26 protein-coding genes and 1 pseudogene are annotated in these 25035 nt (G+C 54.4%); 20 read left to right on the forward strand and 7 right to left on the reverse strand.

The features are described 5' to 3' along the window. The first annotated feature begins 4 nt into the window (after nt 1–4). Genes ACP7DW_RS22375 through ACP7DW_RS22390 form a run of 4 tightly spaced genes read left to right on the forward strand, consistent with a single transcriptional unit; the run spans nt 5 to nt 3574 of the window. The gene (locus tag ACP7DW_RS22375) at nt 5–1351 is read left to right on the forward strand and encodes an integrating conjugative element protein (RefSeq protein WP_071080322.1); all 1347 of its coding nucleotides are present in this window, start codon (nt 5–7) and stop codon (nt 1349–1351) included. A gap of 7 nt (nt 1352–1358) precedes the next feature. After that, nucleotides 1359–1574, forward strand: a complete 216-nt coding sequence (locus ACP7DW_RS22380) for a hypothetical protein (protein WP_071080319.1) — start codon at nt 1359–1361, stop codon at nt 1572–1574. Between the two features lie 7 nt (nt 1575–1581). Beyond that, nucleotides 1582–1977 (forward strand): hypothetical protein, encoded by a 396-nt coding sequence (locus ACP7DW_RS22385; protein ID WP_071080317.1) that lies wholly within the window; start codon nt 1582–1584, stop codon nt 1975–1977. Nucleotides 1978–1987: 10 nt separating this feature from the next. Next, nucleotides 1988–3574 (forward strand): conjugal transfer protein TraG N-terminal domain-containing protein, encoded by a 1587-nt coding sequence (locus ACP7DW_RS22390; protein WP_071080315.1) that lies wholly within the window; start codon nt 1988–1990, stop codon nt 3572–3574. A 3-nt stretch (nt 3575–3577) separates the two neighbouring features. Here the strand turns inward: ACP7DW_RS22390 and ACP7DW_RS22395 are convergent, their stop codons facing one another. Next, the gene (locus ACP7DW_RS22395) at nt 3578–3787 is read right to left on the reverse strand and encodes a hypothetical protein (protein ID WP_071080313.1); all 210 of its coding nucleotides are present in this window, start codon (nt 3785–3787) and stop codon (nt 3578–3580) included. An 82-nt stretch (nt 3788–3869) separates the two neighbouring features. On the opposite strand from ACP7DW_RS22395, the gene ACP7DW_RS22400 reads away from it, so the two are divergent. From ACP7DW_RS22400 to ACP7DW_RS22430, 7 genes are all read left to right on the forward strand, one after another. Then, nucleotides 3870–4346, forward strand: a complete 477-nt coding sequence (locus ACP7DW_RS22400; RefSeq protein WP_170840594.1) for a PH domain-containing protein — start codon at nt 3870–3872, stop codon at nt 4344–4346. A 33-nt stretch (nt 4347–4379) separates the two neighbouring features. After that, on the forward strand, nt 4380–5129 hold the full coding sequence (locus ACP7DW_RS22405) for a DsbC family protein (protein ID WP_071080310.1): 750 nt from the start codon (nt 4380–4382) through the stop codon (nt 5127–5129). A gap of 12 nt (nt 5130–5141) precedes the next feature. Then, nucleotides 5142–5606 (forward strand): hypothetical protein, encoded by a 465-nt coding sequence (locus ACP7DW_RS22410; RefSeq protein WP_139174869.1) that lies wholly within the window; start codon nt 5142–5144, stop codon nt 5604–5606. 2 nt (nt 5607–5608) lie between these two features. Further along, nucleotides 5609–6547 (forward strand): DUF3262 family protein, encoded by a 939-nt coding sequence (locus ACP7DW_RS22415; RefSeq protein WP_081345005.1) that lies wholly within the window; start codon nt 5609–5611, stop codon nt 6545–6547. Between the two features lie 172 nt (nt 6548–6719). After that, on the forward strand, nt 6720–7031 hold the full coding sequence (locus ACP7DW_RS22420; RefSeq protein WP_139174867.1) for a hypothetical protein: 312 nt from the start codon (nt 6720–6722) through the stop codon (nt 7029–7031). A 120-nt stretch (nt 7032–7151) separates the two neighbouring features. Beyond that, complete coding sequence (locus ACP7DW_RS22425) at nt 7152–7334, forward strand: hypothetical protein (RefSeq protein ID WP_139174865.1); 183 nt, start codon at nt 7152–7154, stop codon at nt 7332–7334. Nucleotides 7335–7376: 42 nt separating this feature from the next. Further along, nucleotides 7377–7550, forward strand: coding sequence for a DUF4113 domain-containing protein (locus tag ACP7DW_RS22430; RefSeq protein ID WP_081345003.1), 174 nt, complete (start codon nt 7377–7379; stop codon nt 7548–7550). A 195-nt stretch (nt 7551–7745) separates the two neighbouring features. Here ACP7DW_RS22430 and ACP7DW_RS22435 read toward each other — a convergent pair whose 3' ends face one another. The 5 genes from ACP7DW_RS22435 to ACP7DW_RS22455 all read right to left on the reverse strand — a co-directional run bounded on the left by ACP7DW_RS22435 (nt 7746) and on the right by ACP7DW_RS22455 (nt 14923). After that, nucleotides 7746–8342 (reverse strand): hypothetical protein, encoded by a 597-nt coding sequence (locus tag ACP7DW_RS22435; protein WP_426085172.1) that lies wholly within the window; start codon nt 8340–8342, stop codon nt 7746–7748. Beyond that, nucleotides 8342–10663, reverse strand: coding sequence for an RHS repeat-associated core domain-containing protein (locus ACP7DW_RS22440; protein ID WP_170840591.1), 2322 nt, complete (start codon nt 10661–10663; stop codon nt 8342–8344). Before ACP7DW_RS22440 ends, ACP7DW_RS22435 begins: the two co-directional genes overlap by 1 nt. 38 nt (nt 10664–10701) lie before the next feature. Then, the gene (locus tag ACP7DW_RS22445) at nt 10702–11535 is read right to left on the reverse strand and encodes an RHS repeat protein (RefSeq protein WP_139174863.1); all 834 of its coding nucleotides are present in this window, start codon (nt 11533–11535) and stop codon (nt 10702–10704) included. 87 nt (nt 11536–11622) lie between these two features. After that, the gene (locus ACP7DW_RS22450; protein ID WP_139174861.1) at nt 11623–12879 is read right to left on the reverse strand and encodes an IS4 family transposase; all 1257 of its coding nucleotides are present in this window, start codon (nt 12877–12879) and stop codon (nt 11623–11625) included. Nucleotides 12880–12988: 109 nt separating this feature from the next. Continuing rightward, nucleotides 12989–14923, reverse strand: coding sequence for a DUF6531 domain-containing protein (locus ACP7DW_RS22455; protein WP_426056756.1), 1935 nt, complete (start codon nt 14921–14923; stop codon nt 12989–12991). 821 nt (nt 14924–15744) lie between these two features. Between ACP7DW_RS22455 and ACP7DW_RS22460 the strand changes: the two are divergent. After that, a pseudogene (locus ACP7DW_RS22460) lies at nt 15745–15840 on the forward strand (transposase); the annotation flags it as partial. Nucleotides 15841–16138: 298 nt separating this feature from the next. Here the strand turns inward: ACP7DW_RS22460 and ACP7DW_RS22465 are convergent. Continuing rightward, entirely contained in the window at nt 16139–16843 is a 705-nt protein-coding gene (locus ACP7DW_RS22465) for a hypothetical protein (protein ID WP_139174857.1), read from the reverse strand. 267 nt (nt 16844–17110) lie between these two features. On the opposite strand from ACP7DW_RS22465, the gene ACP7DW_RS22470 reads away from it, so the two are divergent. The 8 genes from ACP7DW_RS22470 to ACP7DW_RS22505 all read left to right on the forward strand — a co-directional run bounded on the left by ACP7DW_RS22470 (nt 17111) and on the right by ACP7DW_RS22505 (nt 24855). Next, nucleotides 17111–17338, forward strand: a complete 228-nt coding sequence (locus ACP7DW_RS22470; protein ID WP_071080286.1) for a hypothetical protein — start codon at nt 17111–17113, stop codon at nt 17336–17338. 410 nt (nt 17339–17748) lie between these two features. Beyond that, the gene (locus tag ACP7DW_RS22475) at nt 17749–18000 is read left to right on the forward strand and encodes a hypothetical protein (protein WP_071080283.1); all 252 of its coding nucleotides are present in this window, start codon (nt 17749–17751) and stop codon (nt 17998–18000) included. 320 nt (nt 18001–18320) lie between these two features. Next, the gene (locus ACP7DW_RS22480; RefSeq protein WP_170840590.1) at nt 18321–18458 is read left to right on the forward strand and encodes a hypothetical protein; all 138 of its coding nucleotides are present in this window, start codon (nt 18321–18323) and stop codon (nt 18456–18458) included. 372 nt (nt 18459–18830) lie between these two features. Then, on the forward strand, nt 18831–19793 hold the full coding sequence (locus ACP7DW_RS22485; protein WP_170840589.1) for an ArdC family protein: 963 nt from the start codon (nt 18831–18833) through the stop codon (nt 19791–19793). 223 nt (nt 19794–20016) lie between these two features. Then, nucleotides 20017–20754, forward strand: coding sequence for a DUF3577 domain-containing protein (locus tag ACP7DW_RS22490; RefSeq protein ID WP_081345000.1), 738 nt, complete (start codon nt 20017–20019; stop codon nt 20752–20754). Nucleotides 20755–21991: 1237 nt separating this feature from the next. Then, complete coding sequence (locus ACP7DW_RS22495) at nt 21992–22474, forward strand: hypothetical protein (RefSeq protein WP_071080273.1); 483 nt, start codon at nt 21992–21994, stop codon at nt 22472–22474. Nucleotides 22475–22738: 264 nt separating this feature from the next. Beyond that, nucleotides 22739–23038 carry a hypothetical protein gene (locus ACP7DW_RS22500; RefSeq protein WP_071080271.1) on the forward strand — a complete coding sequence of 100 codons (300 nt, stop codon included), beginning with the start codon at nt 22739–22741 and terminating at the stop codon, nt 23036–23038. 248 nt (nt 23039–23286) lie between these two features. Then, complete coding sequence (locus tag ACP7DW_RS22505; protein ID WP_081344999.1) at nt 23287–24855, forward strand: UvrD-helicase domain-containing protein; 1569 nt, start codon at nt 23287–23289, stop codon at nt 24853–24855. Nucleotides 24856–25035: the final 180 nt, after the last annotated feature.

Raw genomic sequence — 25035 nt, forward strand, 5'->3', positions numbered from 1 at the left:
GGCAATGAACTCATTTTGCCAGTATCGTATGCTCGCCGTGCTGGTTGCGGCGTGTGCAGGCTCGGCACCCGTGATGGCTCAGACGCAGGATGTACCGAGATCGCAATCCCAGCTTTACTACCGCATCGGTGGCAGTGCCCCGGCCTCAAGATCGCTGAATCCTAGCGCACTGGCGGTCAAGATGGGATTTGGCCTCAAGCTCAACGCCAACTACACCTGCGGCAAATTCGATGTCGGACTCAGTTGGGCTAATTTGATGAACGGATTCAGTAACCTCGGCACCCAAATCACGGGAGCCGTTAAAGCCGGGATCAGTGCCCTGCCACTTTACCTTCTGCAGCGAGCCCAACCGGGGTTGTATGAACTCTTCCAGACGTATGCCAAAAAGGCTGAGATCTCCGTGAATGCGGCACTGGACAGCTGTGAACAGATGGAAGCGCAGATCAAGCAAGGGAAGGATCCCTACGCGAAGTGGGTGGGGCTGGCCAAGGGCGAAGGGTGGAACGTGGAAGCGGGCACCAATGCGGACGTTGTTTCGGCGAAAAGCAAGGTCGAAGCGGACAACGGAAGACGGGGGATCACCTGGATCGGTAACAAGGTCGCCGGCGGTTTCGCGCAACCGGCCATTCGTCCCGTGAACGACATCGTTGTGGCAGGCTATAACCTGACGATGATGCAGCCGGTCGCCGCCTCCAACACGGCGGACTATTCGTCTGGCGGCACACCGCTAGGAAAGGCATTTCCGCGGCCGCAGGACGCCGCAGATTTTGCCGTCGCGGTGCTTGGCGACCAGTTGATTGCCACGTGCGACGAGCCTTCCTGCGCCCAAAAAGGTGCCGTTACCGCGATTGGCTTGCAATCGAAATATGACGCCGAGATCCCGACCGCGCTCAACCAGGTCAAGCTCGCGATCAGTACCAGCAATCCGACGTATGCGACGCTTGCTGCGTCGGGTGCGCCCGATGTTTCGATGTCGACGGATGTGATACGCGCAATTCGTGAGCTGCCTTCCGATATGCAGGCGATTAGTTCCCAGCGTATCGCCAAGGAGATCGCGCTTGCCCGGACCATCGAAAAGGCGCTGGCAGTACGCGCGGTGTTGATATCTGGCATGAGCCTTCCCGAGGTGCAGAAGCATGAGCCGGCCCTGGAGATCGCCAAAACGAAGGCTGATATGTTGAGCCAATTCATCCAGGATTTGCTGTTCGAGAGCCGGGTTCGGCGGGAAATGGTCTCGGACACCGCCGGTTCTCTGCTGCAGGCGTATCAAGGGCGGCGGGCCATATCGGCCCCTCTACCGACGCAGCAGCCGGCAGATAAAAGCATCATGACCAACGGTCGAGTGAAGTGAGGCTGACATGTTCAACAATATCCATTTATTCAAACAAGCATACTTTCGGCTGAAGAACACTCCGTATTTTACCGTGCTGTGTCTCGCGGGCACGTTGCTGATGGCGATGCTTGCCCTAGTCGTGCTGGGCGGATCGGGCATGGTGCTAGGGTGGCTGGCAGACGAGGCTTGGGCGCTTCTCGAGTCCTTTGCCGTTAATTTCATCCGGCAGGTGAGGTGGTGAGGCTGATATGTCCGACAAGATCCGCTCTATTCAACGCGCACACCCCCAGCCTAAGAAGTCGCTGTGTCGCGTCCTGCTGCGTGGTGCGGGCATGGTGCTGGTGACCATGCTGGCCATGGCAGTGCTGGGCGGATTGGGCCTGCTTCTTTTGCTGGTGTCAGACGAAGCCCGCGCGCTTTTTCAGTTTATTGCCCGTTACCGCGTTTATGCCTACGGCATGCATCTGGCTGTCACGATCTGCTTCTGGCTTGGATGGGCGAAGGTCGTTGCGTGGCTGGTGTCGCGCCGTTTTGTCCCGGAATCTGCGCGCCAGGCCTTGATCGAACGGAAGGGTCGGTGGTTTGCTGCGCTGCTGATGCTTCAACTCATTTTGCTGGCGTCTTCGGTTGGCCAGTCTGCTTAGCGGAGGAAGTATGGGTGTCGACAGTTACCTTGAGCTGTACACCACGCTCTACGGGTGGTTCTACAGCGGCGTGATCTGGAGCGTTTTATCGGCGAGCGGGATCATCTACCTCCCGTTTCTGGTCACAATCGTGCAAGTCTGGCGTGAGGGGCACGAGATGGACGACGATGCGCAAGGCACTGCCTGGATGATCCGACGGATGGAAGTTGAGTTGTTTTCGGCGATTGTCGTGTTTGCACTTTGCCTCGTTCCCTCGTCCATCACATCGCTGTCGAGCATGAAACTGTATTACGCGCCCACGCCGACTTCGCTTGAGCCGGCCCCGGTGAAGGCTACGCCGGGCGCATCGGACAGCAGCTATGGCCGCCCCGAGGTATTCGGCAATACCGTGCCAGGGATTGCGTCCATTCCCCCATGGTGGTACACGGTGCTCGGCATCAGCAGCGGCATTAACGCCGCCACGCGCGCCGGAATCCAGGGGGGCATTCGGGATTTCCGCCAACTGGAGGATCTGGCCCGTATTGCCACCGTCGAGGATCCACAACTTCGGTCCTCAGTGCAACGTTTTTATAGCGAGTGCTTTGTGCCGGCCAGATCCCGGTTTCTAACCGCCGGAAGTCCGTCGGCGGTCGCGGCTGCGCAGATCGCGAAGTACGGACAGGCGGATACCGACTGGATCGGAAGCCATGCGTTTCGCGATGATCCCATGTTGTATGCCGATCTGTATGCCCGAAGTGAAGTGGCCGGTTTCCCATTCAATCCCTCGCGCGACGTAGATGTCAACACATCTGCTGGCAGCCCAGCTCTGGGAAGGCCGAGTTGCAAGGAGTGGTGGGAGGCAAGTACTAATGGACTGCGCGACCAGTTGAGCTCGACTATTGGCGGGCTGCAGGGGCTGGGTGCCAAGGTCCGTTCTCTGGTGCCAGGTGTATCCGAGGAGGAGCACAGGGATTGGGAGGCTCGGCTGGCCTACCAGAAGACCGCTCCTACTTACGTCGACAGCGAATCGATGACAAACGGAATCGGTAGCGAGATGGGGACATTTGGACGGATTATGCGCATGCCGGCGAACATCGTCGGCGCGGTCGGTGCCGGCTTGCAGGCGTTCCAGGCATCGGCGTCGATGAAGCCTTTGATTTATTTCATGACGATCTCGCAACCGCTTATTCTGATGGCGATTTACATCTTCCTACCCATCATCCTGGTGTTCAGCAGGTACAACTTGGCTGTCATGTTCATCGGCGCTATCGGTATTTTTTCGGTGAAGTTTTGGACCGTGATGTGGTACGTCGCCCGGTGGATGGATGACAACCTGATCGCTTCAATGTATCCCGGTATGAGCGGCAACGCGCTGCTGGAGTTTGCGCTTGACAACGGCACGACCGAAAACACCTATAAGCGCATTGTGCTCAACATGGCACTGATGCTGATGTTCATCGGCCTGCCGATTCTTTTCAGCGGCATGATGGCGTGGATAGGCATCAACGTCGGCAATGGGGTGCAGCGGATGCTTGGCGATGCCGTCACCGCCGGACGGGATGCCGGACGAACAGGAGCCAATATCGCGACCGGTGTGGTCAAAGGGTTCAAAAAGTGAACGCTACTTCATTTCGTCGGGACGACCTTCCCAGCTGTAGCCATCGTTGTCCCACGAGAAGCGGCGCTCACGCGCATCCCTTTGGGGGCGCTCTTCGATGCCTCCCGCGCAAAGCGCTAGTAGCTCGATCAGAATCCTGCCGGCCCAAACCAATGCAAACACCAAAAACCCCGCGGACCAAAATAGCAGTCGAGAAATTTTCTTCGTTTTCATCGCGATGTACCTCCCTCGCTTTCAAGCATACATCTTCCCTAGAGGATGTAAAGCAGAGGTTTACAACTCACATGGAGCCAACATGGACGACCAGACAGAAGCTGTTGTAATCGAACCACCCTTTGCCAGTGCCGCAAAGGCGCTTCCGGAAAGCACCCCTATCTGGAAAGCAACCGAAGGCCAGATTGTCAACGCCCGGTGGATGTTCCTTTCGCTGGTCGGGTTCTGGCTGCTGGTGCCAGTACTGTGGACGGCATGGCGAATGATTCGGACTGCCTGCCATACCTACACGCTAACCACTCAACGGCTCAGGGAGCGTTCCGGTGTACTGGCGGTCCAGGTGGACGAACTTGAGTTGTATCGGGTCAAGGATATCGCCGTTCATCAGCCTTTCGGCCAGCGGCTCTTGGGACGCGGCCAGATCGTTTTGCTGACATCGGATCGATCGACGCCTCGTGTCGTGTTAAACGCGATCCCCGCGCCGGCAAAGGTAGCCGATCTTATCCGGGCACATGTGGAGCGTTGCCGTGTGCAAAAAGGCGTGAGAGAAATCGACTGATACAGATCAGACAATCATCACATAGGAGGATCTATGCTGCGATCTTTTGTACCATCGCTCGCATTAAGCTTAAGCTTGCTGCACGGTTTGGCTGGTGCCGAATCGACTGGCCCTGTGCGACCGGACACCGGTCTAATGAAAGCGGCGATTGAGCGCCACACGAACATGGGCGTTGTGATCGATAGAATCACCCCAACACCGATCGCTGGACTGTACGAAGTGGTCGCCGGCTCGGATATTTTCTATACCGATACCCAAGGACGCTTCGTGATTTTGGACGGCCGGTTGATGGATCTGGTAACCAAGGAAGATCTCACTCAGAAGAGGATCGATGCACTGAGTAGTGTGGATTTCGGCGCCCTGCCCTTCCAACTTGCGCTGAAGCGGACCCAAGGCTCGGGCAAACGCGCCATCGCAATCTTCGAAGACCCCACATGTCCCGCATGCAAAGTGGTACACAAGTTCCTTTTGCAGCTGCCAGATTTGACGGTGTACACATTCCCGTTGCCGATCGCTTCTCCAGGAGCGTTGCCGCTCGTGCGCTCGATATGGTGCCAAGCTGACCGTGCCAAGGCCTGGGAAGCCGCGATGGCCGGTCGACATCCTCCTGTGGACAACGCATGCGATGCATCGGCGCTTGACGAAGTGATTGAGCTCGCCGCTCGGCTCAAGATTGCCGGCACGCCCACCATTGTCTTGTCCGATGGACGTCGAATTGTCGGCGCGTTGCCACCTGGCCAGCTGGTGGAGATGATCGATCAATTAGGCGCGGCGGCGCGTTGAATGGAGGCCAAGATGAAATTGGTAAGCCGCTTGCTGCTCGCCTTGCCTTTTGCGCTGTGCGCGTTGACCGGCATTGCCAGGCCGTTGGATGCCACCGGCGCTTGTCCCTCTGCGGGCACGCTGGCGGTGGCCGATTCGCATGTCGATCTTCGATTGACGGCCGAGATCCTGCGCCGTGCCGCGCAGCTGCCGCCTTGGTTTTCGCGCATGGACCTGTCAAAGAGCACCTTGCGCCTACATAAAAAGGCGAACTCAACGGTTCTCGTGCTCACCCGTTGCAACCTGACAGCCTGCGACGCTGAACGAGCCTACATCGGCTTCGCGCCACGGTCTGGCGCCTGGGGGGCGAGCATCTATCTGGGCGGAGGGGGAGTCCAGTTGGGGCATCCTGTGATTCCAGGTGCCGCGGAGGAGATCATGCCGGACGAGATTGCGCCCGCCGTTGTCTGTGCACAAAACTTGGATTGGGGAGATTAATCATGCGACTCCCATTGAAGCCAGGTTTCAACCTTGCGCGTACAACTTGGCGCTCCAGCGTAGTAAGCTGGCTAATATTTGGAATGATCGGCTTGGCCATGGCTGCCACTGGCTTCGCTGACTTTCTAAAAGCAATTGCACAACGTGAGTCCAGCCTCAATCCTGGTATTGTTAATACCCAAGGCTATGCTGGTCTATTCCAAATAGGCACCTTGGCAATGACAGACGCCGGCTACTATCGATCGAACGGTAGCGCGGTCAACAGCTGGAAAGGGACATTCACAGGTAAGAATGGTGTGACGTCGCTGAACACGTTCCTGGCCAATCCCGACCTGCAGGTCAAGGCAATCACGGATTACTATGGGAAACTTCAGGGTTACATCAACTATTTTGGTTTGTCCCAATACATTGGTAGAACGCTCAATGGCACCCAGATCACTGCCTCGGGTTTGATCGCAGGGGCCCACCTGGTCGGAATCGGTTCCCTCAAGCAGTATCTCGACAGTGGCGGTGCCGTTATACCCCGGGACGGCAACAATGTGCCCGTGACACAGTACATCGCACAATTCGGGGGCTTTGCGCTCGCTACAGTGGCGCCGTCGTTTGCGGAGGTGCTCGCTGCGAACCCTACCGGTGCCGCTGGCTCATTTCCACTGCCAACGACCCCTGGCGCAGGATCGCCGTCGTCACCCATATTTCCAACGCCGCCGTCCTTCTCGAACCCGGATGCTGCGTTCGCTGCTGGCAGCGGCTACTCCATGGCTGAATTCGCTCAATTGTTCAGGTTGCTGTTCGGAGCCGTACTCTTTCTATGGGTGGCTTACACGTTTGTCGGCGCATATCGCGGGTATGCATCAGGAAAGCGGCCCCCTGTTTATGTCGGCAAGACACAGGTTAGAGTTGTCATTGTGCTACTCGTGCTTTTGGTGCTTTTGCGGTGACGGTCGCTAGTCGTCGTTTAAGGAGCCATCGGAAGCTCAGTCCTGAAAACCGACCTACAACTATGTTAATGATGGCATGGACCATCTGATGATTGAAGTTGAAGTTACCGACGTGCATGCCGTCGCGTCCTGACAGTTACTACGGCAAACCTTTTTGAACGGAGAATTAACCATGAAAAAGTACCTTTACGCAACAATCCTTATTTTGTCTGCTTCCCTGGCTCACTCAAAAGCCAGCGAAAAAGTACCATTAACGAAACGTGAAGTGATCGAGAGAGTGTCGCCGGTAGCCGCGGAAGCTTTGCATCGCTTGGAGATTCGTCGCGGTGTGTCGTATAAAGATGACGAGCTAAACTCCGCTATGCAAAATCCTGAATATAAACGAGAACATGCCGCGGTTCACCAAGAATTCTGTGCGAAGAAGGAGAACGCCACTAACCTCGCGTGCATTACCAAAAATGACTATCGATCCAAACCGGAATGATCCTCGCGGGCCTCTGTAGCTTGGGTGTCAAGTGGCTACGAGGGCCTGCAAGCCAAGCTGGCCCAGGTTGCAATGTCGCGGCAAGCGAATGCATCGATTCCTGCAGCGGAGAGACTACTGATGCGATCGGATTCCGTTGTGTCGGTGTCGAGCAAGCTTGCGATGGCGCTCGCGGGCGATGCGGACTATCTGGTAACTGGCGATCATCGCGCTGGTCTATTGCAGCGCGGGCGCTTCGGCCGGACCCGCATTGTCACGCCTGGCGCATTTTGCGCTGAATCTAAAAAGCCGGCGTACAACTGATGCCCATTTCGCCCAGGGGAACCCTGCAGGGCGTGCTGTTCGATGAAGTGCGGCCGCGTGAAAGCGGCGCTCGATGCGTTGAATCAGCGATTTGGGCGTGATTCGGTGACGCTGGCATCGGCCGGCCTGGCGCCTCGCAGGGCCATGGAGTTCGAAAACAAAACACCTTGTTGTACGACGCGATGGAATGAACTTCCAATCGCCCGGGCAGGTTAAACTGGCCCTTTCTTACATGCTAAGAAAGATTGACATGACACAGGCGGACAGCATACCGGCCCCAATCCCACCGACCGCGGCAAGCTCGGTTCGTTCGTCGGCGCTGCTTCTATGGCCTCTGTAGTTGGCGCTACGGCCGAGGCCGCGTTCCAATATTGGAATTTCCCCTCAGTCCCTAAATATCGGCAAAGACCATCAGCTTGCGTGAGGGCCTTTCAGGTACAAAAAACTCTCGCCATCGTATGCACCAACCAAAATAAACTTGGCGGCACGAATAAGTTCAGCGACAGACTCAGGGTTGCTCGTGCTGTCTATGACAAAAGCAAGAAAATGCCAGCTCAATAGGCTGTATTGAAATAGCTCTGCAATACGGCTCGCTCCTAAGTCGCCGGCATACACAAGGTAAATCGCTCCTTCAACGGAGACATGCGGCAAGTTCTTTGCCACTAGTTGCTCTTTCGTTAGAAGCGCTTCATGTAGCCATAACCTCGGGTGTTTGCATAGTGCCAATTGTTTGTGCACAATTTCTGCCGCCATCATGACCGTAGAGGGCACGAATTGAACGGATGTGCGGCCGTCCGAAATTTTCGGCAGCGGGGCCAAAATGCCACCTTGATGAAAATCAAGGAGTTGGCCACTATCAGTACCTTCCGGCACTAGGGCAAATATGTTCTCTGCCGCCAGTTTATAATCCTCTGAGCCATTTCCGCTCGCTCCCCCAACGCGAAAAACTTCTTGGACGTATTTAAACGCCACATCGACTGGTAACGATTCTGAGACTATCTTATCCATCATTTAGGCCTTACCGAACCGTCGGGAAATATGCGCCAGCCGCCTTGTTTTCGATCCGTGAAGTCCCAGTGTGGACCCACTGGCGCACCATGATTTAAGTCTGGATGAGCACTTTGGTCGGGGTTACTCGGGTTCACATACCCCCCTAGAGCCCCTCCCGGAGCATCCGGTCCACGCCATGGCCATTCCACGCCATCTGGGCCTTTTGGCGGGACTGACGGATCATTCCAATCAAAATCCGGTCGGGGTGGACAAACTTTCTCGTCCTTGGAATCATTGCGAATCGGACCCTTCAACTTGTTATGGTTGAGGCCCCACCAAACGGCTCCTGTCGCTGCCGCTGCGAAAAGCGCTTCACATCCGCCAGCAGCGCAGACGCCAGCAAACACGAGAGGAACAAATCGACCGGTAGGGTCCGTGTATTTTACTGGGTTTCCCAACGCATAAATATAGGTATTGATGCCACCGCCAAGTCCAATCGGATCGCTCTGGATATATCGCCCTATCTGCGGATCGTAATCCCTGAACATGTTGTAAAACAGGTTCGTATCACGATCATAATACTGGCCCGGCATGCGCAGATTGAATGTGAAGGTGCCAAGCCCACTCGGATTTTGATTCGGCTGAATCAGTCCGAACGGGTCACCATTGTCCCATCGCCAGACGATCTTGCCATCCGTCGCTCGGGTGATTAGGCGAGGTGTGCCGATGTGATCCGGGTAAATATTATACACATTCGTTGTAGTGACCGGCGCTGTCCCCGTGATGGTCTGGTTCAGCACCGCCACCGGCAGGTCGCCCAGGTACACGGTTTCGCGCGTCATGTTACCCGTGGTCGTGTCATATTCGCCGATCAGATGTCCTTGCTCGTCGTACACATACGTGCTGCCGTAATTGTTGTTCTGCACGCGCTGACCGAAGCCGTTGAATAACTGTGTCACTATCACGCCGCTCACCTTGGCGCTGTACATTCGGTTGCGAGTATTATAGAGGTAGCTCGTGGTGCCGTCGCCAAGCAGGTTACCGTTGGCGTCGTAGCTGTTGGTCTTCGCCGGCAGCGGGCCGGTAGTGGCGGCTAACCGGTTGCTCGATGCATCGACGGTGTTGACGTAATTGGCCACGCCAAAGGTGGCGCCGGTCCGGTTGCCGCTTAGATCGTATTGATACGCCCCGTTAGTGGTGCTGGCCGTAAAGCCCGCCAGCCGGTTCAAGTCGTCGTAGCTGAAGGTTTGATCCAAACTAGCTGGTGATGGCATGGTGCTGGCGCCAGCATGGGTAAAGGCGGTGATGCGGCTGGCCGCGTCATAGCTCAACGTGCGCAGGACGCCGGTCGTTACCGGGTCACCGAGGTTGTAGCTGGCCACCCGTCCATCAAGATCATAGGTCCTGGCGTAGCCGGTCGGCCCCGCGCCCCATTGCCAGCCGGTCACCCCACCAAATGGCACATAAGCGATGGCGCCCAACAGAGCGATATTGCTTTCCGTGTTCGTAGCGATGCCGTTGGCGTTGACCGGATTTAGCGCGATGCCGCTGACCTGGCCAGCCGCGTCGTAGCTGTAGTTGAGCTGATTACCGCTCGGGTAGGTCATACTAATCAGTTTGCCGGCGGCGCTGCCACTTTGTCCGTAGAGATAGGATACTGTGAGGGCATGGTGATAAGAACCCGCGATGACATTCTGGGTCTTACTAGCAAGGCGGCCGAATCCATCGTAGGAGAATACCGTGCTGCCCGACTCATCGCTCATCTTCGTCAACTGGCCGATTGCCGACGGTACCGGACTGGCACCGCCGTCGTATTCGAAGATATCGCTGACGCCCGTGGAGTCGATGATACTGACTAGACGGTTGAGCACGTCGTAGCGGTAGGTGAGCACCTTGCCGCGGGCGTCGGTGCGGGTCTTGACATTGCCCGCCTCGTCATAGGTGTTGATTGTGACTCCGGTGTCATGGCTGGCTTGAGCGCTACGGTTGCCCAAACCATCGACCGTGTATGTAGTCGTCACATTGCGCGGATCAGTCACGGAGCTGATCTGGTCGAGGCCGTCGTAGCCGTAATTCACAGTGGGACGGGTGGCGCCAACTATCGCCGGCGGATGGTCTTGCTGCTTGAGTCGATTGAGCGCGTCGTAACTCAGGTTAATCACTTTGCCTATAGGGTCTGTGACTGTGGTCAGGTTGCCGCCGGCATCATATCTGTAACTGGTGGTCGTATTCTGAACTGTCTGGGCGACGGCGTTCACGCTGCCCAAAATAGGGGTGTAAATCAGCGAAAATAGAGTTGCGCAGCGAATGGCGCGCACGGCAAACGGGCGTCGAATCACGAGTGACCTGGATATTGAAGATATTGAGATCATAAGATTCATTGTGTGCCACCGGTTATGACGTTTAAGCGGTTCAGTGCGTCAAATACGCGAGTCGTCTGTCGCGTCAGCGTGAGGTTTATATCCTTCACCGTCTCCACTGTACGGTTACCCATGTTGTCAAGCGTGTAGTGGATCGTGTTTCCTTGGTTGTCAGCGACGTCAGTCAAGCGGTGCCCAGCATCGTATCTATAGGTGAGCGTAGCGCCGTCGGGGGCAATCACTCCAATTAATTGGCCGACGTAGTCGTAGTTGTAGGTGGTGGCCAATGCCGGCTCGCCGTTGGCGCTGCTGATGCTCGTTGACTCAATCCAGCCGCGTGGATTATAGGTGAAAGCAATGCTCACCCCATTGGGACCGACTATCAGGCCGGGGCGGCCGTTCCCGTCGTAATTGGACAGGGTCGTAATCTGGCCGGCCGCATTTGTCACACTCAGCAGATTTGTTGACAGTGACACGGTCGGAGGAGCCGCGTTAGCGGTCAGCGATTTTGACAGTGACGCGGCTTGGCGGCCAACAATAGTGATCTTTTGCGGAACTGGCTGAATAGCGGCTTCGCGAACGGCGCTGGTCATCACCGACGAATTGCTGCTGGGGTAATAAGCGTAGGTGGTGATATCCAGAGCGTCGCTGCGGGGGCCCGTGGCAGTTAACATTTGCCCAAACTGATTGTAGCTATACGACCAAGTCCGCGCGTTCCCCATGGCCGGTGCGGAGAAACCCTGGCTGCCATTCTCATCGGACGTCGCTTGCACGGACTTCGACAATAAATATCCAGATGCGTCATACGTAAACGTGGTGATGCGTTTCGGCTCGGCGATCTTGGTGGGCAAGCGGAAGGCAGCATGCCAGTTCGTCGAAACCGTCCTGACCAGTGCGGAGCCGACCCAATCCACCCAAGTTAAGCAACAGGCTTGCCATCAAGCAGCCTTGTAGGCCATGTATTTATGTGGCTTGTAGGCGTTGGTTTGCCGTGACCTTGATTGTCCTGGGCGATGTAGAAACGTTCGCTTGGCGATCAGAGTCAGCGCGTCGGCAAGCAAGTGGGCTGCCGCCAGCCCAAGCAGCAACGATGGCAAGAGCGGCTTGAGCACCGAATGGACATAGGCGCGGTTGATGCGTCTGTCCGTCGGCAATGCATCTTGCTGGCCGGCGGCACAGCTCGCCAACGCCTGCAGGTTATCGCATAGTACCTTGGCGGCCAGATCCTGCATCAGGGCCTGCTGTGATAGTCCCGTCACGTGCTCCAGATGGAGGCGGTGTTTGAGGCGCTTGAAGGCTTCCTCGATGCGCCAGCGTTGGTGGTAGAGGTCTCCGAACAATGCGGCAGGGAATTGTTCAACGTCCAGTAAATTGGTCATCAGAACACGCACCTTGCCGGTCGAGGCAACGTGGCGTATCAGGCGCACGGTCTGCGGCGCAATGAGACATTCATAGTCAAGCGCATCGCGTCGATCCGGCGCCCGCAGAGTGACGATCTGCTCCTGCAGCCCCGACTTCAGAAACTGATTGACGCAGGGAAAGCCGCCACCGCGCGCCTGTTCGACACGCATGCAGAAGGCAATGCGGCGCTGGTTCAATACGGCAGGCATCCAATAGCACGGGTAGCCTCGGTCGAGCAACAGCAGATCATCCTTGCCAAGCCGGTCGAGCTGTTCGAACAGCATCTGGCGTTCACCGACGTCGGTGCTGTATAGCGAGGCCGAGAGCATCAATTCGGCACCGGGCAGAAACAAGCCAAACACCAGCTGATCGGCCACGGCGGCACGTTTGACATGGCTGGCGCGCAAGCCAAAGCGAACGGTCGAGGCGTCAGCGGCGACCAGCCTGAAACCGTGCCAGCGCGGCAGGTAGCCATGCTGCTGTGCTTGAGCAATGAGCCAGTCGTTAAGCTCTGGCATGGCCGTGGTAGCAAGTTTCGAGCGTGCCTGAGCGAAAGCCTGGGCGCTCACCTGGTGCGTCAGTTGCGCCTGCTGTTGCAGATGGCCAAAGAATTCATCAAGTTCGGTTTGCACGCTCTTGCGCATGCCGGTGAGCATGAGCGCCACCAAGGACGGTAGCGGCAGTTTGCGGCGCCGTTGAAACGCTGTCGGATGATCAGGATGGCGGGCGATAAGACGGAACTGGTCGGATTGAAGATGGTCGGAGAAATCGGACAGCAAGGAAGCGAGCGACATGAAGGGCCAATGAAGATCAAAAGACTTTCATTGGCCGCCGCCTTGCCGCTGTCGAAAAAAGAGAGGTCAGCAAGGCGGCGGCCGCGCAAAGCCAGTGCCACGTCAAGCACTATTTCATTGAATTGCCAGCAATTGCGCGGGCTTGCTCCTTAACTTGGGTGGATTGGGAGCCGACCGCCTCCGTCCTGCGCGTTTCTAAGTTGCGCGTCAGGTTGTAGACATACGTGTTCAGATTGCCGTTGAAATCGGTGCGTGACGCCACGTTGCCGTTGGCGTCATAGGTCAAAGCCGTTACCGCAGTAGCGGAACCGACTCCGGCTGGCCGCGTAGATCCGGTGTTTTTCGTCACACCGATCACGTTACTGTAGCTATAGTTTCGCGCGGTATTCAAACTATCTACAACAGTGGTAGTGCCGTCCGAGTTATAGGTCAGCATCACTTTTTCAATTCCCTCACCAAGCTCGGATGAAATCACCCTACCTTGGTCATCATAGTTCCAGGTGCTGAACCGATACGCGCTGTTATCGTCGTAAATACCGGTGAGCGTGTTTTTAAAACTCACACCAGCAGCCGGATTATCCGATACATGTGGGGCCTCAGCATAAAGATATGCGCGCACGTTGCCTCCTGCGGGGCGAACATAAGTTAGATTTGCGTCTATAGATCTATCGCTATAGCCGTAGTAATAAATTCCACCATTGGGATCCCTCATAGACGTAACATGCTTGGATGTGTCATAGGTGAAGATGAGAGACCGGCCTGCCGGATCAACCACTGAAAATAACGTCGCCTCGGCCGGTGAACATATAGTTGTCGCACAATAGTTGTAAGTCAGATTCTGTTTCAAGCCTGCACGGTTAGCGATTGATATAAGCTTGCCGACCGCATCGTAGACTTCAGTCTCTTCCGCTTCATTTTTATAAATCCAACCGGTTGGTTCGCTGCCGGCAGCGGGAACGCTAACCAAACTTCCGACGACATCCGAGTCCCCCACCCAAGAAGAGCCGGATAAATTGAAATAATATTGTTTGCCATCGCCACGCACGAGCGTAACGGTACTAATCGATCCATCGGTAAAGAATAGCAGCGAGCGATCATAGCTACCTCGCCATTGCCCCCCCCAATGCGATGGCTCAACGAAACCGCTGTTGTAGGTACGTTCGGCACGCAGTGGGAATGGACCAATTCCAATATAATCTGTTTCACGCTCGTGCATATTGCCGGTACAAGCATTGCAAGGATCGCCTACATCATTGCAAGAATCACTGAGGTTTTTTTTAGGGTCTGCCGTATTGGGCGGAAGCTCACATATTGGACCATTCGCCACACGTGGTGCAGTACAGCGCTGAGTATAGGTTGTTGTCGTTGTTGTTGTTATGTAACCATGGGTATCATTAATGGGCAAATCATGCATGCCTATCGAAGCAAATTCTAATTCTCCTGGCACGGTCGTTCCTTCGAAAGTCAAAACATCAGCCTCAGGAGACATTGTAAATTCTTTGAAGAAATATAGTGGGCGCCAGCCTGGAGCATCCCAATTGGGGCACGCCAAGCCCCACACATAGTGCATGGCCAACGCTTCAAAAGTAGGAAAATGATTTCCCCCTAGAATTTCTTGACGAAATTTAATTATTATATTTCCAGAAGAATCAGCTTGACGCCCGCAACCGTATGGTTCAAAACCGCCGAGCCGACCTGCCTGTGTGAATGGATAGGCCGGCGCCAGCGACGCATAGTGCTCGACATCGTCACCACCTACGGGTTCTCTCATGACATACTTATTGCTTATACGTTGTATGTAACTACCGCAATTTAAAATTGCGTCGGGAACTGGTAAAAAAGAATCTATTTGTGCTTGAGTAGCAATAACTTGCGTTACGACAGTATGTGTTGCCGAGGTAGAATTCGAAACATTATTCCACGAACAGGTGTTGGAAAGTGCAGGGTTTATTGCAATAAGTGACAGAATAAAAATAAATGAATGGGCAAAATGTTTTTTTTTGAAATTTATGAAAAAGTATATCTTGTTATATTTATGTTTCATATATTTATCCATTTAATATTATTGAAAATATTATTTTTGTGCATTTTTGTTATGTAATAAAAATGATAAATTATATGCGGGAAAAAATATTAATTATATTCTTCTAGTTAATTCAATCCGACATTGATATCGTTCGGTTTGTTTCGCTAAATAGAGTAGGCCATTAATTTTTTGTCATCAAGAATATTTTCTGCAATCGTGAAACGCGCTTTTGTGGCTTTGCCAAGAATACTGCACAGTTTTTTCAATGTTAGCCTTCGCCAATTTTGTGCTAGTCCATAGGCGCGTTCCGGTTACTGAATCCCGTGGCCCGTCTTTCTTGGTTGTAGAAAGACAAAAAAATTGCACAAAATCGGCTGAAAGTGCCATCGTTGGTTCGGGATTTCGCTCGACCATTTTTCCGTTAGTTTGAATTGATTAGCAGACTATGAGATGGTTTCGTTAAATCTGTATTTTTACAAAAAACAGGCTGCAATGCACTAGTATTAATTTTAAATAACTATAAAAATTGAATATTCTGGATGATGGCAAAAAATATATCTATAAAATATCATACGGAATTTATTGTGATTAGAAATAACCCATTTTCACATTTAATTAGTAGAATTTTTATAATTATTAATTAACAAAGTGGATAAAGTATTGATTTACTTCTTGATAATGTCAAGAGATATTTTAGATATTTTCAAAATTTATTTTGATCTCTGTGCGTAATCTTAGTCTGACGGTACTTTAAATCTATCTAAATGTCTCAAATGTTCCATTGAATCGCCCGACCTATGTGGGCACTCCTGAGCCATAATTTAGGCAAAGGAGAAATCATGAGTGGTAAGCGTTACACGGAAGAATTTAAGATCGCTGCGGTCAAGCAGGTGGTTGATCGCAGCCACCCCGCGGCTGAGGTCGCTGAACGGCTTAGAGCACCTAACAGAACCTCCGAATGGCAGCGGGTGGCGCTGGCGGAAAGAAACGACGCTTACGCGTAAGCTGCTTCCGCCGACGATCGGCGGGTGAGGCACGGTTAATCGTTAGGGGAGCGGAATGCGCAGGGCGCCAGCGAGCGCGCGTTCCCGCAGCGCCGCATTCTCCTGGGCCAGCTGGTCGCGTTCGGCGCTGACGCCGACAAGCTGCCCCGCCTGGCCCTGCTACGCCGCCAGCGCCTTGCGCGCCTTGATCGCGTCCTGGGCAGTCCGTTCAAGCTTGGCCGCGACCGCTTCAGCGCTTTCTTTCCTCGGCCTCGGCCAAACGGCGCGTCAGCTGCGCCCGCTTGGCCAGCACCGTGGCGAGTTCTTCCCGCGCCGCGCCTGCGTCGTCGACGCGTGCCGGAAGCTCGTGGCGCAGCTGGCCCAGCTGCTGCTGGGCGCTGGCTAAGTCATGCTCCAGCCGGCCGGCGTGCCTATCGAACGCCCGCCGACCGTCCAAGCGTTGCGTCGCGATCGTTTCCTGGAAGTGTTCGAACTGGACGCGCGCCTGGGCCAGCTGCTCACCCAGCGCCTTGGTTTCAAACGCCCGGTCGGCCAGGCTCTGTTCCATGTCGGCGTTGCTTGACCGCAGGGTGGCCACCGTGATCTGTTCCTCCTGGTACGCGCCCTGCAGCCGGGCCAGGGCTTTCGTCGTCTGCGCCAGCTCGGCCGACAGCGACGCGGCCGACTGCCTTGACGCGTACCGCTGCGACAACATGCCGTCATGGGCCTGGCACTGGCGTACCTGCTCCTGCACCGTTTCCAACGCCGCCTGCCAGCCGTCGACATCGATGCCGACCAGTTGCAGAAGGTGGACTTTGAATACACCGGCAGCATGATCACGACCAATGCCAGACGCGCGCAGGGCTGCCAGCCATCGCGGCAGGTGCGACTGTTTGAAATTCCTGTGAAGGTTCTGAGAATAGATGTGAGGGAGTGTTAGTTGATGCTCGGACACGCCGATTGGAATCTACAGATCCATATTTGAAAGTGTCAAAATAGGCATCCATACTGTTTTGTACGGAAGCGCAAGCGCGGCAAAATAGGAGAGAGTCATGACAGATACCCTTAAAGATAAAGAATACCGTTACATGGTTAATCCAGACGGTCCTGGCTCAACTTGGGTTCACCCAGCAGAAGTTCAGCTGTGCTCGCCATCGTGGGTAGATTGCACTGACATGAGCGATGCTGAGTTCTATGCCTTCATATTGAGTTCGATAACTTCATGGGCATCTCCGCCAAACCAGACAAGCTAACCGGGCGAGCAAAATTCGTGAAAAATCTGTCCGAAGATCAGATGCAGCAGCGGGCCGATGTGATGTGGGACGAACGTGAGTTCGAGCTGGACTTCGCTACGGCCTGCAACATGATGCTTGGCAAGCCATACACGGAAGCAGTCGTTGCGGCTCGCGAATGGGTGTCAGACGTAGTTGAAACTGCGCTTGTGGTGTAAGGAAAACGCTATGTCGTCTTGTACGCTGACCACTCTCTCTAAGCCTTGCCCATCGTGCCCCTGGCGCGTCAACCGGGACGCGACAGACATCCCCGACTTTGATTTAAGTTTGGCGGAAGGCCTGGTGAACTGCTGTCCGGGTACCCGCAACATGGGGCCTGACTTCGGTGCGAGCATGTTCGCCTGCCACCAGTCCAAGGATGGCGCCGAGGTTGCATGTGCGGGCTGGATGGCAACCGTGGGTCATCGACTCCTGGCGTGCGCCTGGCGGTCGCTATGGGCCGTTTGGACGCATCTGCCCTGCGCCCTGGAACCGGTTGGCCGGATCTGCATCCAAACTACCAGCAGGTGCTGGAAAAACTCCGGGCAACTGATCCGGCCGACGAACTGATTTGATACCGGAAAAGATCATGGCACTTAGCGCAACTGAACAAAAAACCATCTTGAAAAAGCAAGTCCAAGATTGGACCACGGAACTGAAGCGTGTGGCCGACTTAATCGCCGCGGCAAAGGGCGGTAACTGCGCGCTGGTCATGATATCTAGCACCGATGCGGATCATGTCGATGTTGCTCCCGAGTTGATCTTGGAAGGCGCGATGCGCGTGAATCCTCTCGGTTGGCCGCAGGGTTTTGAAGTGACCTTGCTCAACCCAACCAACTGAACCAGAAAATCAAATCATGAGCCGCCTTCGCGTGACCTACATGAACGCCACCGGTTGGCTAATGCGCAAAACCGGAACGGCCCGTGCTGGCTATCTCCACCATTTGTACATCATGCAGGCGCAAGACGACGTGCCCTTTCCATGGTACGAAAGAGCCCTACTTAATGCCCAAATTTGGGCCCTGGAGCGTGTTTGCGGCCCAATTACCGATTAATGGGAAATTAATTATGGACAGCGACGACCCAACATTACCTAAACTGGAGTGAAAGTTCGTGACCACTGAGCAAACCATAAAGAGCACTACTAGTTGGACGCTGTCTATGCGTTGGGTCAGGCATGCCGAAGGCGAGTACGCCGTCGAGCTGACACTGAGTGGCCTGACCAGCGAACAGCAAGCCGAGGCTGCGATTGCTCACATGCAGAAGATGCTGTGTGGGCCCGAATTTACCACCACCTAACCTGTAACGTGGGCCACCGTCACCATGGCGTGTGCCTTGCGGTCGCTATGGGCCGTCTGGACGTATCTGCGCTGCGCCCTGGAACTCGTTGTCCGGAAATGTAATCAAACGCGGTCAGGAGCCAGATTGACATACACTTTAGACTGGCCTAACATCGTTACATGATGATCTTTTCAGATCACCAAGTGCAAGTTGCTCCCGTTTCCTTGCACGTGCCCAGCGCACGGGAGTTTCCCTCAATCTCAAGAGCATTCCGCTCTTAACCTTCCATTCCTATTTGCACACTGCTGCCCATCCCGGCGGATGAACGGTTGCGTGCTTCCTTTGTTCAATCTGGCCACTTCTCGTGGCCATTTTTTTGGGGAGTTCTTCATGAAAAAAGGATCCAACTATTGCGATGACGTCGCGAAGAAATTAATTGCTCTTCTGGAGCGGGGCACCGCTCCATGGCAAAAGCCTTGGGCACCATCTTCGCGCGGCACTGCACCATACAACATTGTTTCCGGGCGGAGATACAAAGGTATCAATTCCTTGAATCTCATGGCCCAGCCATTTGAAGATCCACGGTGGATGACGTTCAATCAGGCGAATTTTAAAGGAGCGCGCGTCAGAAGACACGAGCGTGGGACAGCGATTCGGCGGTGGATCTTTTCCGAGGTTGCCGCGCCCGAAGATGCCGATGATTGTGTTGCATCCGATAGTCCGCAGCCGGCCGGGCGGAAGCCCAAGATGTACTTTACAACGGTTTTCAACGCTGAACAGGTGAGCGGGTTAGATCCCCTGCAGCCAGCTCGGCTTGAATTTGATCCAATCGAGAGGGCCGAACGGATACTGCAGCAATCCGGTGCGACCATTAAACATGACCAGCGTGATAGAGCATTCTATGCTGTTGTCGATGACGTAATACACCTGCCGGCGCGTTGTCAGTTCTATTCCGCCGTTGAGTATTACGAGGTGGCGACGCATGAACTGGGGCACTGGTCTGGGCACCCGTCCAGGCTCAGCCGTGATCTTTTTCATCCGTTTGGTAGCCAGGAATATGCATATGAAGAACTGTGTGCGGAAATCGCGAGCATGATGCTTGGCGACGAGCTCGCGTTGGGCCATGACCCGAGCCAGCATGCCGCCTATGTTGGTAGCTGGATCAAGGTCATTCGCGACGATTCGCAGGCCATTTTTCGAGCCTGTAACGCTGCGGAGAAGATCCGTTCCTTTGTGCTGGAACTGGGGAATAGCGAGGGCAAAGTCGCTGACGAGCATTCTCTAACAGGCAGTGAAATTAGCGATCAGTCTTACCTACAAAGCAGTGGGCGGCAGTCGGCGAGACAAGCGTAAAATTGGGTTGACACCGTCGTCCGCTCGTCCTATTGTTGATATTGAATTTGCTCGCACTTGAGCAACTGCGGTGGGTCAAACTCTTGCAACCCACACGTCCTGGCCAGCATTGCCGGGATCAGAGTCTCTGTAGCGCTTCTGCCACCCCGATCGGGAAGACCTCTTCTCGATCCCCTGGGGCTCGGATGGTCTTCCTTTCGCTTTTTTTTGACTGGAGATCATCATGTTGAACATATTTAACAGCCGCAACAATTCTTCGAAAACTCCTGGTTCGGCGCGTCAAGCCGTACAGGAAAAAAAAGCACCTGAGCCGTCAGGGTACTTCGATCTGCACACCAAGGGCTGCGGCTATATAAACCGGATCCGTTGGGTAACTCTCAAGGGTAGCGGCCGCAAAGCAGAGGCGTTTTTGGCCTGTGCCATCAATGCACTGCATGGACAAATCGTCGATCCACAGTATAGTTACATGGATCTGCGGGTAAGCGGCCAAGAAGCGATCGAACTCGTCTCGGAGCTGATCAAGGATAGCGAAGCTGGTCGTAAGATCTTCGTCGCCTTCACCGTCGGCGATACTTATGCGCATGCCTATTTGCGAGATATCAAGGAGCATGGCCGTAAAACAGGTGAGCAGGAGCCGGCCGCCGTCATCAAAGGGCGCCTTCTCCTTATTACCCATATTGCGATCGATGACGTTGTGGTATTTCAACGCGATCGCGAAGAGCGTACCGATGATTTGTCCGCCGACCTGCATGGTGGACAGGACGCTGGCGACGATCGTAGCGGTGATGACGATGGTCAAATGGAAGAGCAACATAATCCGGACGATGCCATGCCGGACGGGCCAGCTGGTAGTGTTAAGCCTTTCCCTTCACGCATAGGCGGGGTGGCAAGTCAGCCAGCCAGGGGGGCCCGCAACGCTCCGGAACCAGCGTTCCGCAGCAATTCCCGTGGTCGCGAGTAGTTTCAAACTGAGAGTATGCAGAACCTTAGCAACTCAATTTTTATGGTCTGATCCGAATCCCCTCAATACGAGGGGATTCTTTCCATTGCAGACTTGAGGAGAGTACGCTATGGAAAGAATGGCACCGATTTCACCACGTGTTTTCCAGTTTTTGACGTATCAAAAACTGGGTCTTTGCAACGCGTCAACTCCTGGAACGCGTACGGTCTTCGGACCTGGAGTCTTTGTGCAATGAGCGATCCGCTCCGGCCAACCCCGCAAGTTGACGGCATGGATCGTGAGCTCCGAGTTTGGAGTCTCGAAGCAAAGTCCCATCTGCAGCCAGTCTGGAACTGGCTGCTTTCGCATTAAAGCCTGGGTCCAGTCACAGTTCCCACTCCTTTTATCCGGCCAAGAGCAATCTCTATGTCCACGCGGCTTTCGCATGGCAGCGGCGCAAGCGGCCACACGCTCGCCATTCGAAAGCCGCGGGTTCCGCTGGAAGCTGAAAACTGGGCAGCAGCCGCCCCCAGAGCTGTAGCCTTTGCTGCTAGGATTTCTCTAGCGCAAACCTGTCGCCACCCTTGGCCTTCGCATTCGGGTGACCCGAGAAGCACCGTCGCATAATGACGATCACCGCCAGATCTTCATTGGCACTGGCCGCTGCGGAGAAGGCAAATTTCAAACTGCATCAGTCCCAGATGGGTTCCTGGAAGAGACATTCGTCTCTTCCAGGGAAGCACATGGCTACCTCCGTTGCTTATCTTCCCGGCACAGTCTTGGCGCCAAGCGCCTCCTCACTTTTCTTACTGCGTACGGTTCAGTGGAAGGTAATTTATTTAATCCGTTCGCTACCAGATGCTCGCGTTGATCGCAAGCGCATAACAGCTCCTTGCATGACATTTTTTCCAAGGACCTGATGCCCACCTCACGCTAAGTTAGCTGCATGCGGCAGGGCAATCCATAAACGACTTTTCTGCAGCAGCGTCAAGAAGTTATCTCGACGCAAAACCTGTCATGGTGTTTCGATTTTCTTGTGATGAAAGGAGATTAACGATATGGATACGTTTTCAAGTCGGCATCCCGTTTCGGTGATTCGGCCGACGAAGGAGCAGGTACGGCGCTGGATGGAGGATCGGCGGTGTTCTTCGTTGCCGCCTCCATCGCAGAACGAAATTCGGCGTCAGCTCGGCTGGGAGCTCGTCCATCCGGAAACATGGTTGACGCGATAGCCAGTTAGCGTTTACAGGAGGTTGTGATGAAAATGATTACAAATGATTTTCATGGTGCGGCCGTCGCGCCAGATGCCAGCTGCGGTTCGACAAAACGTGCTGTGCAGTGCGAGAAAAATGAAGACGTCCGCCCTCGCGTAGCAAAACGCGTCGAGAATTTGATCGTGGCGGCGGGTCAGATCACAGGTACAGACCTGGCGGCAGAGATGAGAATGTCAATGGACCAGCTCCGCAAGTACACCAAATATCTGCAAATCGGCGGCCGTGCTCATAAAATGCGCGGCCTGCAGTACCCGAGCGGCGTGTGGATGCCTGGTCCTGAAACCGCCCACGAACATGAACGGGGCCAGGTGCCATTGCACTTGCGGGTGAAGCACTGGCAGCGCTCCGCCTGTCGAATTGAACTGGCAGAAGCGCTTTTATTTAACCGCTTTCCCACAATAACCACGGCACTGCTTGAAGACAGCAAAAGGATGGCGAATGCCATTCGTGTTCCCAAGGCCGAGTAGATCCGGATTTGTCGGTAGCGTGTATAGGTCCGACCCAATGTTGCTTGTTTGATTTTCTTAAACGTAGCATGTCATGGTAGTGGACGATTTTGGTCACTGGGACTACACTGACCTTTGATGTACGCTGAATTTCGATTCGGCGCAAGCTAGTCAACCCCTGAAACTAGCGCAGCTTTTTGCTCGGGGTACATGTCCACAATCACCGCTCCTTAGGCCAGCCCTAAGGGCGACGCTCCGGGAGTTTTGCTGACCAAAGGAGCTTTTATGTCAAGCTTTCAATTTGATTCGTTAGGGTACTCCGAGCGTCTTCAAGAAGCGGGTGTACCCGCGGTACAAGCTGCTGTTCACGCAAAGGTCATGGCCGAAGTTCTGTCCAGATCTGTTGCATTTCCGGAGGATATGATGAGACTTGAATCCTCACTATTGCAGAAGATCGAAACCTCGCAGTTGAAAATGACAACCGAGCTTGAGAAGCTTCGTAGCGATACGACGTTGCTCAAGGCAATGGTGGGTTTCCTGATCAGCTTGCAGCTTCCGGTTCTCTTTAAACTTTACTTCGGTTAGTCGCCGACGTAAATCCCGCGTAGGAAATCTTCTACGCCTTGCATGGCCGATACCGTTTTTTTTGAGGTATGTGAGCCTCTTTTGACCTTCCTTGTTCAATGATTTTCCAGCGCATTTTTGCTTGGAGTTAATCACTTGCGCACTATTTTTAACAAGTTTGTAGCTGACGTATGTGCCCGGCCGGGAAGAACTCCTTCCCATCCGGGACTGCGTTCTCCCGGCCAATTTTTTATCTATAGGAGAATGCTATGTCATCAATGACTCGTGAACAAATATCCGTGGTGGAAAACGACAGCATGTTGCTTGCTGTCGATGCATTTGCCGGCACAGGCAAGACCACTACTCTCGTTGAGTATTCGAAGTGCAGGCCGGATAAACGCATCCTGTACATCGCCTTTAACAAATCGGTCGCATCGGAGGCCTGCTCGCGGTTTCCGGAAAATGTGCAGTGCCGAACCACCCATTCCCTGGCATACACCCAGGTGGGGAAACGTTATCAGGAAAAGCTTGGCAGTCCCAAGGCTTGGGAAATTGGCCAGACTTTCCAGTGCAATACCAAAAGGGCCAAGGATGCATTGCAGACCTTGGCCAACTGGTTTTGCTCTGCGGATACCTTGGTCTCCGACGAACACCTGGATGTGGAGCTGCAGGGGGATCCGGCCGGCGCGGCCGACATCGTGCAACTCGCCGGCAAAGTGTTTGCAGCGATGAAGGATAAGCGCTCACCGATCAAGATGCCGCATGACGGGTATCTGAAGATATGGGCGCTTGAACATCCGAATCTGGCATTCGACATTATCTTGCTCGATGAAGCACAGGATACCAATCCGGTGACCCTGGACGTGGTGATGCGACAGGACTGCCAGAAAGTTTTGGTGGGCGACCGGCACCAGGGGATTTATGGCTTTCGTCGTGCGGTCAACGCGATGGAGACGGTGCAGGCCAAATCTCGCGTTGCATTGACGCAGTCGTTCCGATTCAGTGAGCAGATCGCGGGTATCGCAAGTGCGCTGCTCGCTGACTTTAAGGGGGAAGACAAGGCCATCGTGGGCCGCGCCGATATGAGTAATGCCTGGTCCGTCGATCGCTCGAAGCCATTTACGATCATCGGCAGAACAAACGCTGGCTTGTTCAGCAGTGCGGCGGAGCTGGTACTGGACGACGTGAAGTTGCATTTCATTGGCGGCTTCGACAGCTATGTCTTTGGGAAAGTTCTCGATGCCTATTTTCTTTGGGCTGACGAACGGTCGCGGATCACAAGTCCAAGTGTCGGCAGGTTCAATAGCTTCGTGGACTTCCAGCGATACGGTATGGAGGCCGATGACCTGGAGATCGCTGCGTTGGTGAAAACCGTCGAGCAATACCAAGGCCAGATTCCGCATATCTACGAAGCCATGAAAGCGTCGCAGGTCAATCTGAAAGAGAAGGCGGATGTCATTTTGACGACCGCCCATCGTGCAAAAGGCCTGGAGTTCGAGCAGGTGTATATGCTAGATGACTTTATCCAGCTGCCACCGGAAAAGCAATACAACCCGGAGGAAATCAACCTCCTGTATGTGGCCTTGACCCGCGCGATCCATGCAGTGCGGTTGCCCGAAAGCCTGACCCAGTGGTTAGGGGACCGGGCGCAACGGCAGGGATCGGTGAACGCCACAGAAGCCGGCGACGGTATCGAGCGCTGGCATTCACTGCAGGGCTCGATGTTCGAACGTGAGGATTGGGTACGGGAAAACGTCGAAGCGTTCGATCGGACTTCGGCAGATGTGATTCGGTTTCTGCTCCAGAAAGTCGACATCTTGAGGGATGCGTTGGATTGATGTTGAGTGGAAGGCGCCTCGTACGAGCCGTCTTCCCTCTTTTTATTGCTTTAAATGAAACCATTTGAGTCGAATTTTGGTGAATATTTGAGCAATTTCGACAGCTGTGCAATATTTTGCTTGTAAACCAAGGAAAGTTATATACGTTTTTGACTGTAAACGTTAATATCCGGTCGCGTC

Origin of the sequence: Janthinobacterium sp. PSRC1-1, from assembly GCF_049897525.1 — a bacterium.
GTDB lineage: Bacteria > Pseudomonadota > Gammaproteobacteria > Burkholderiales > Burkholderiaceae_D > Janthinobacterium > Janthinobacterium tructae.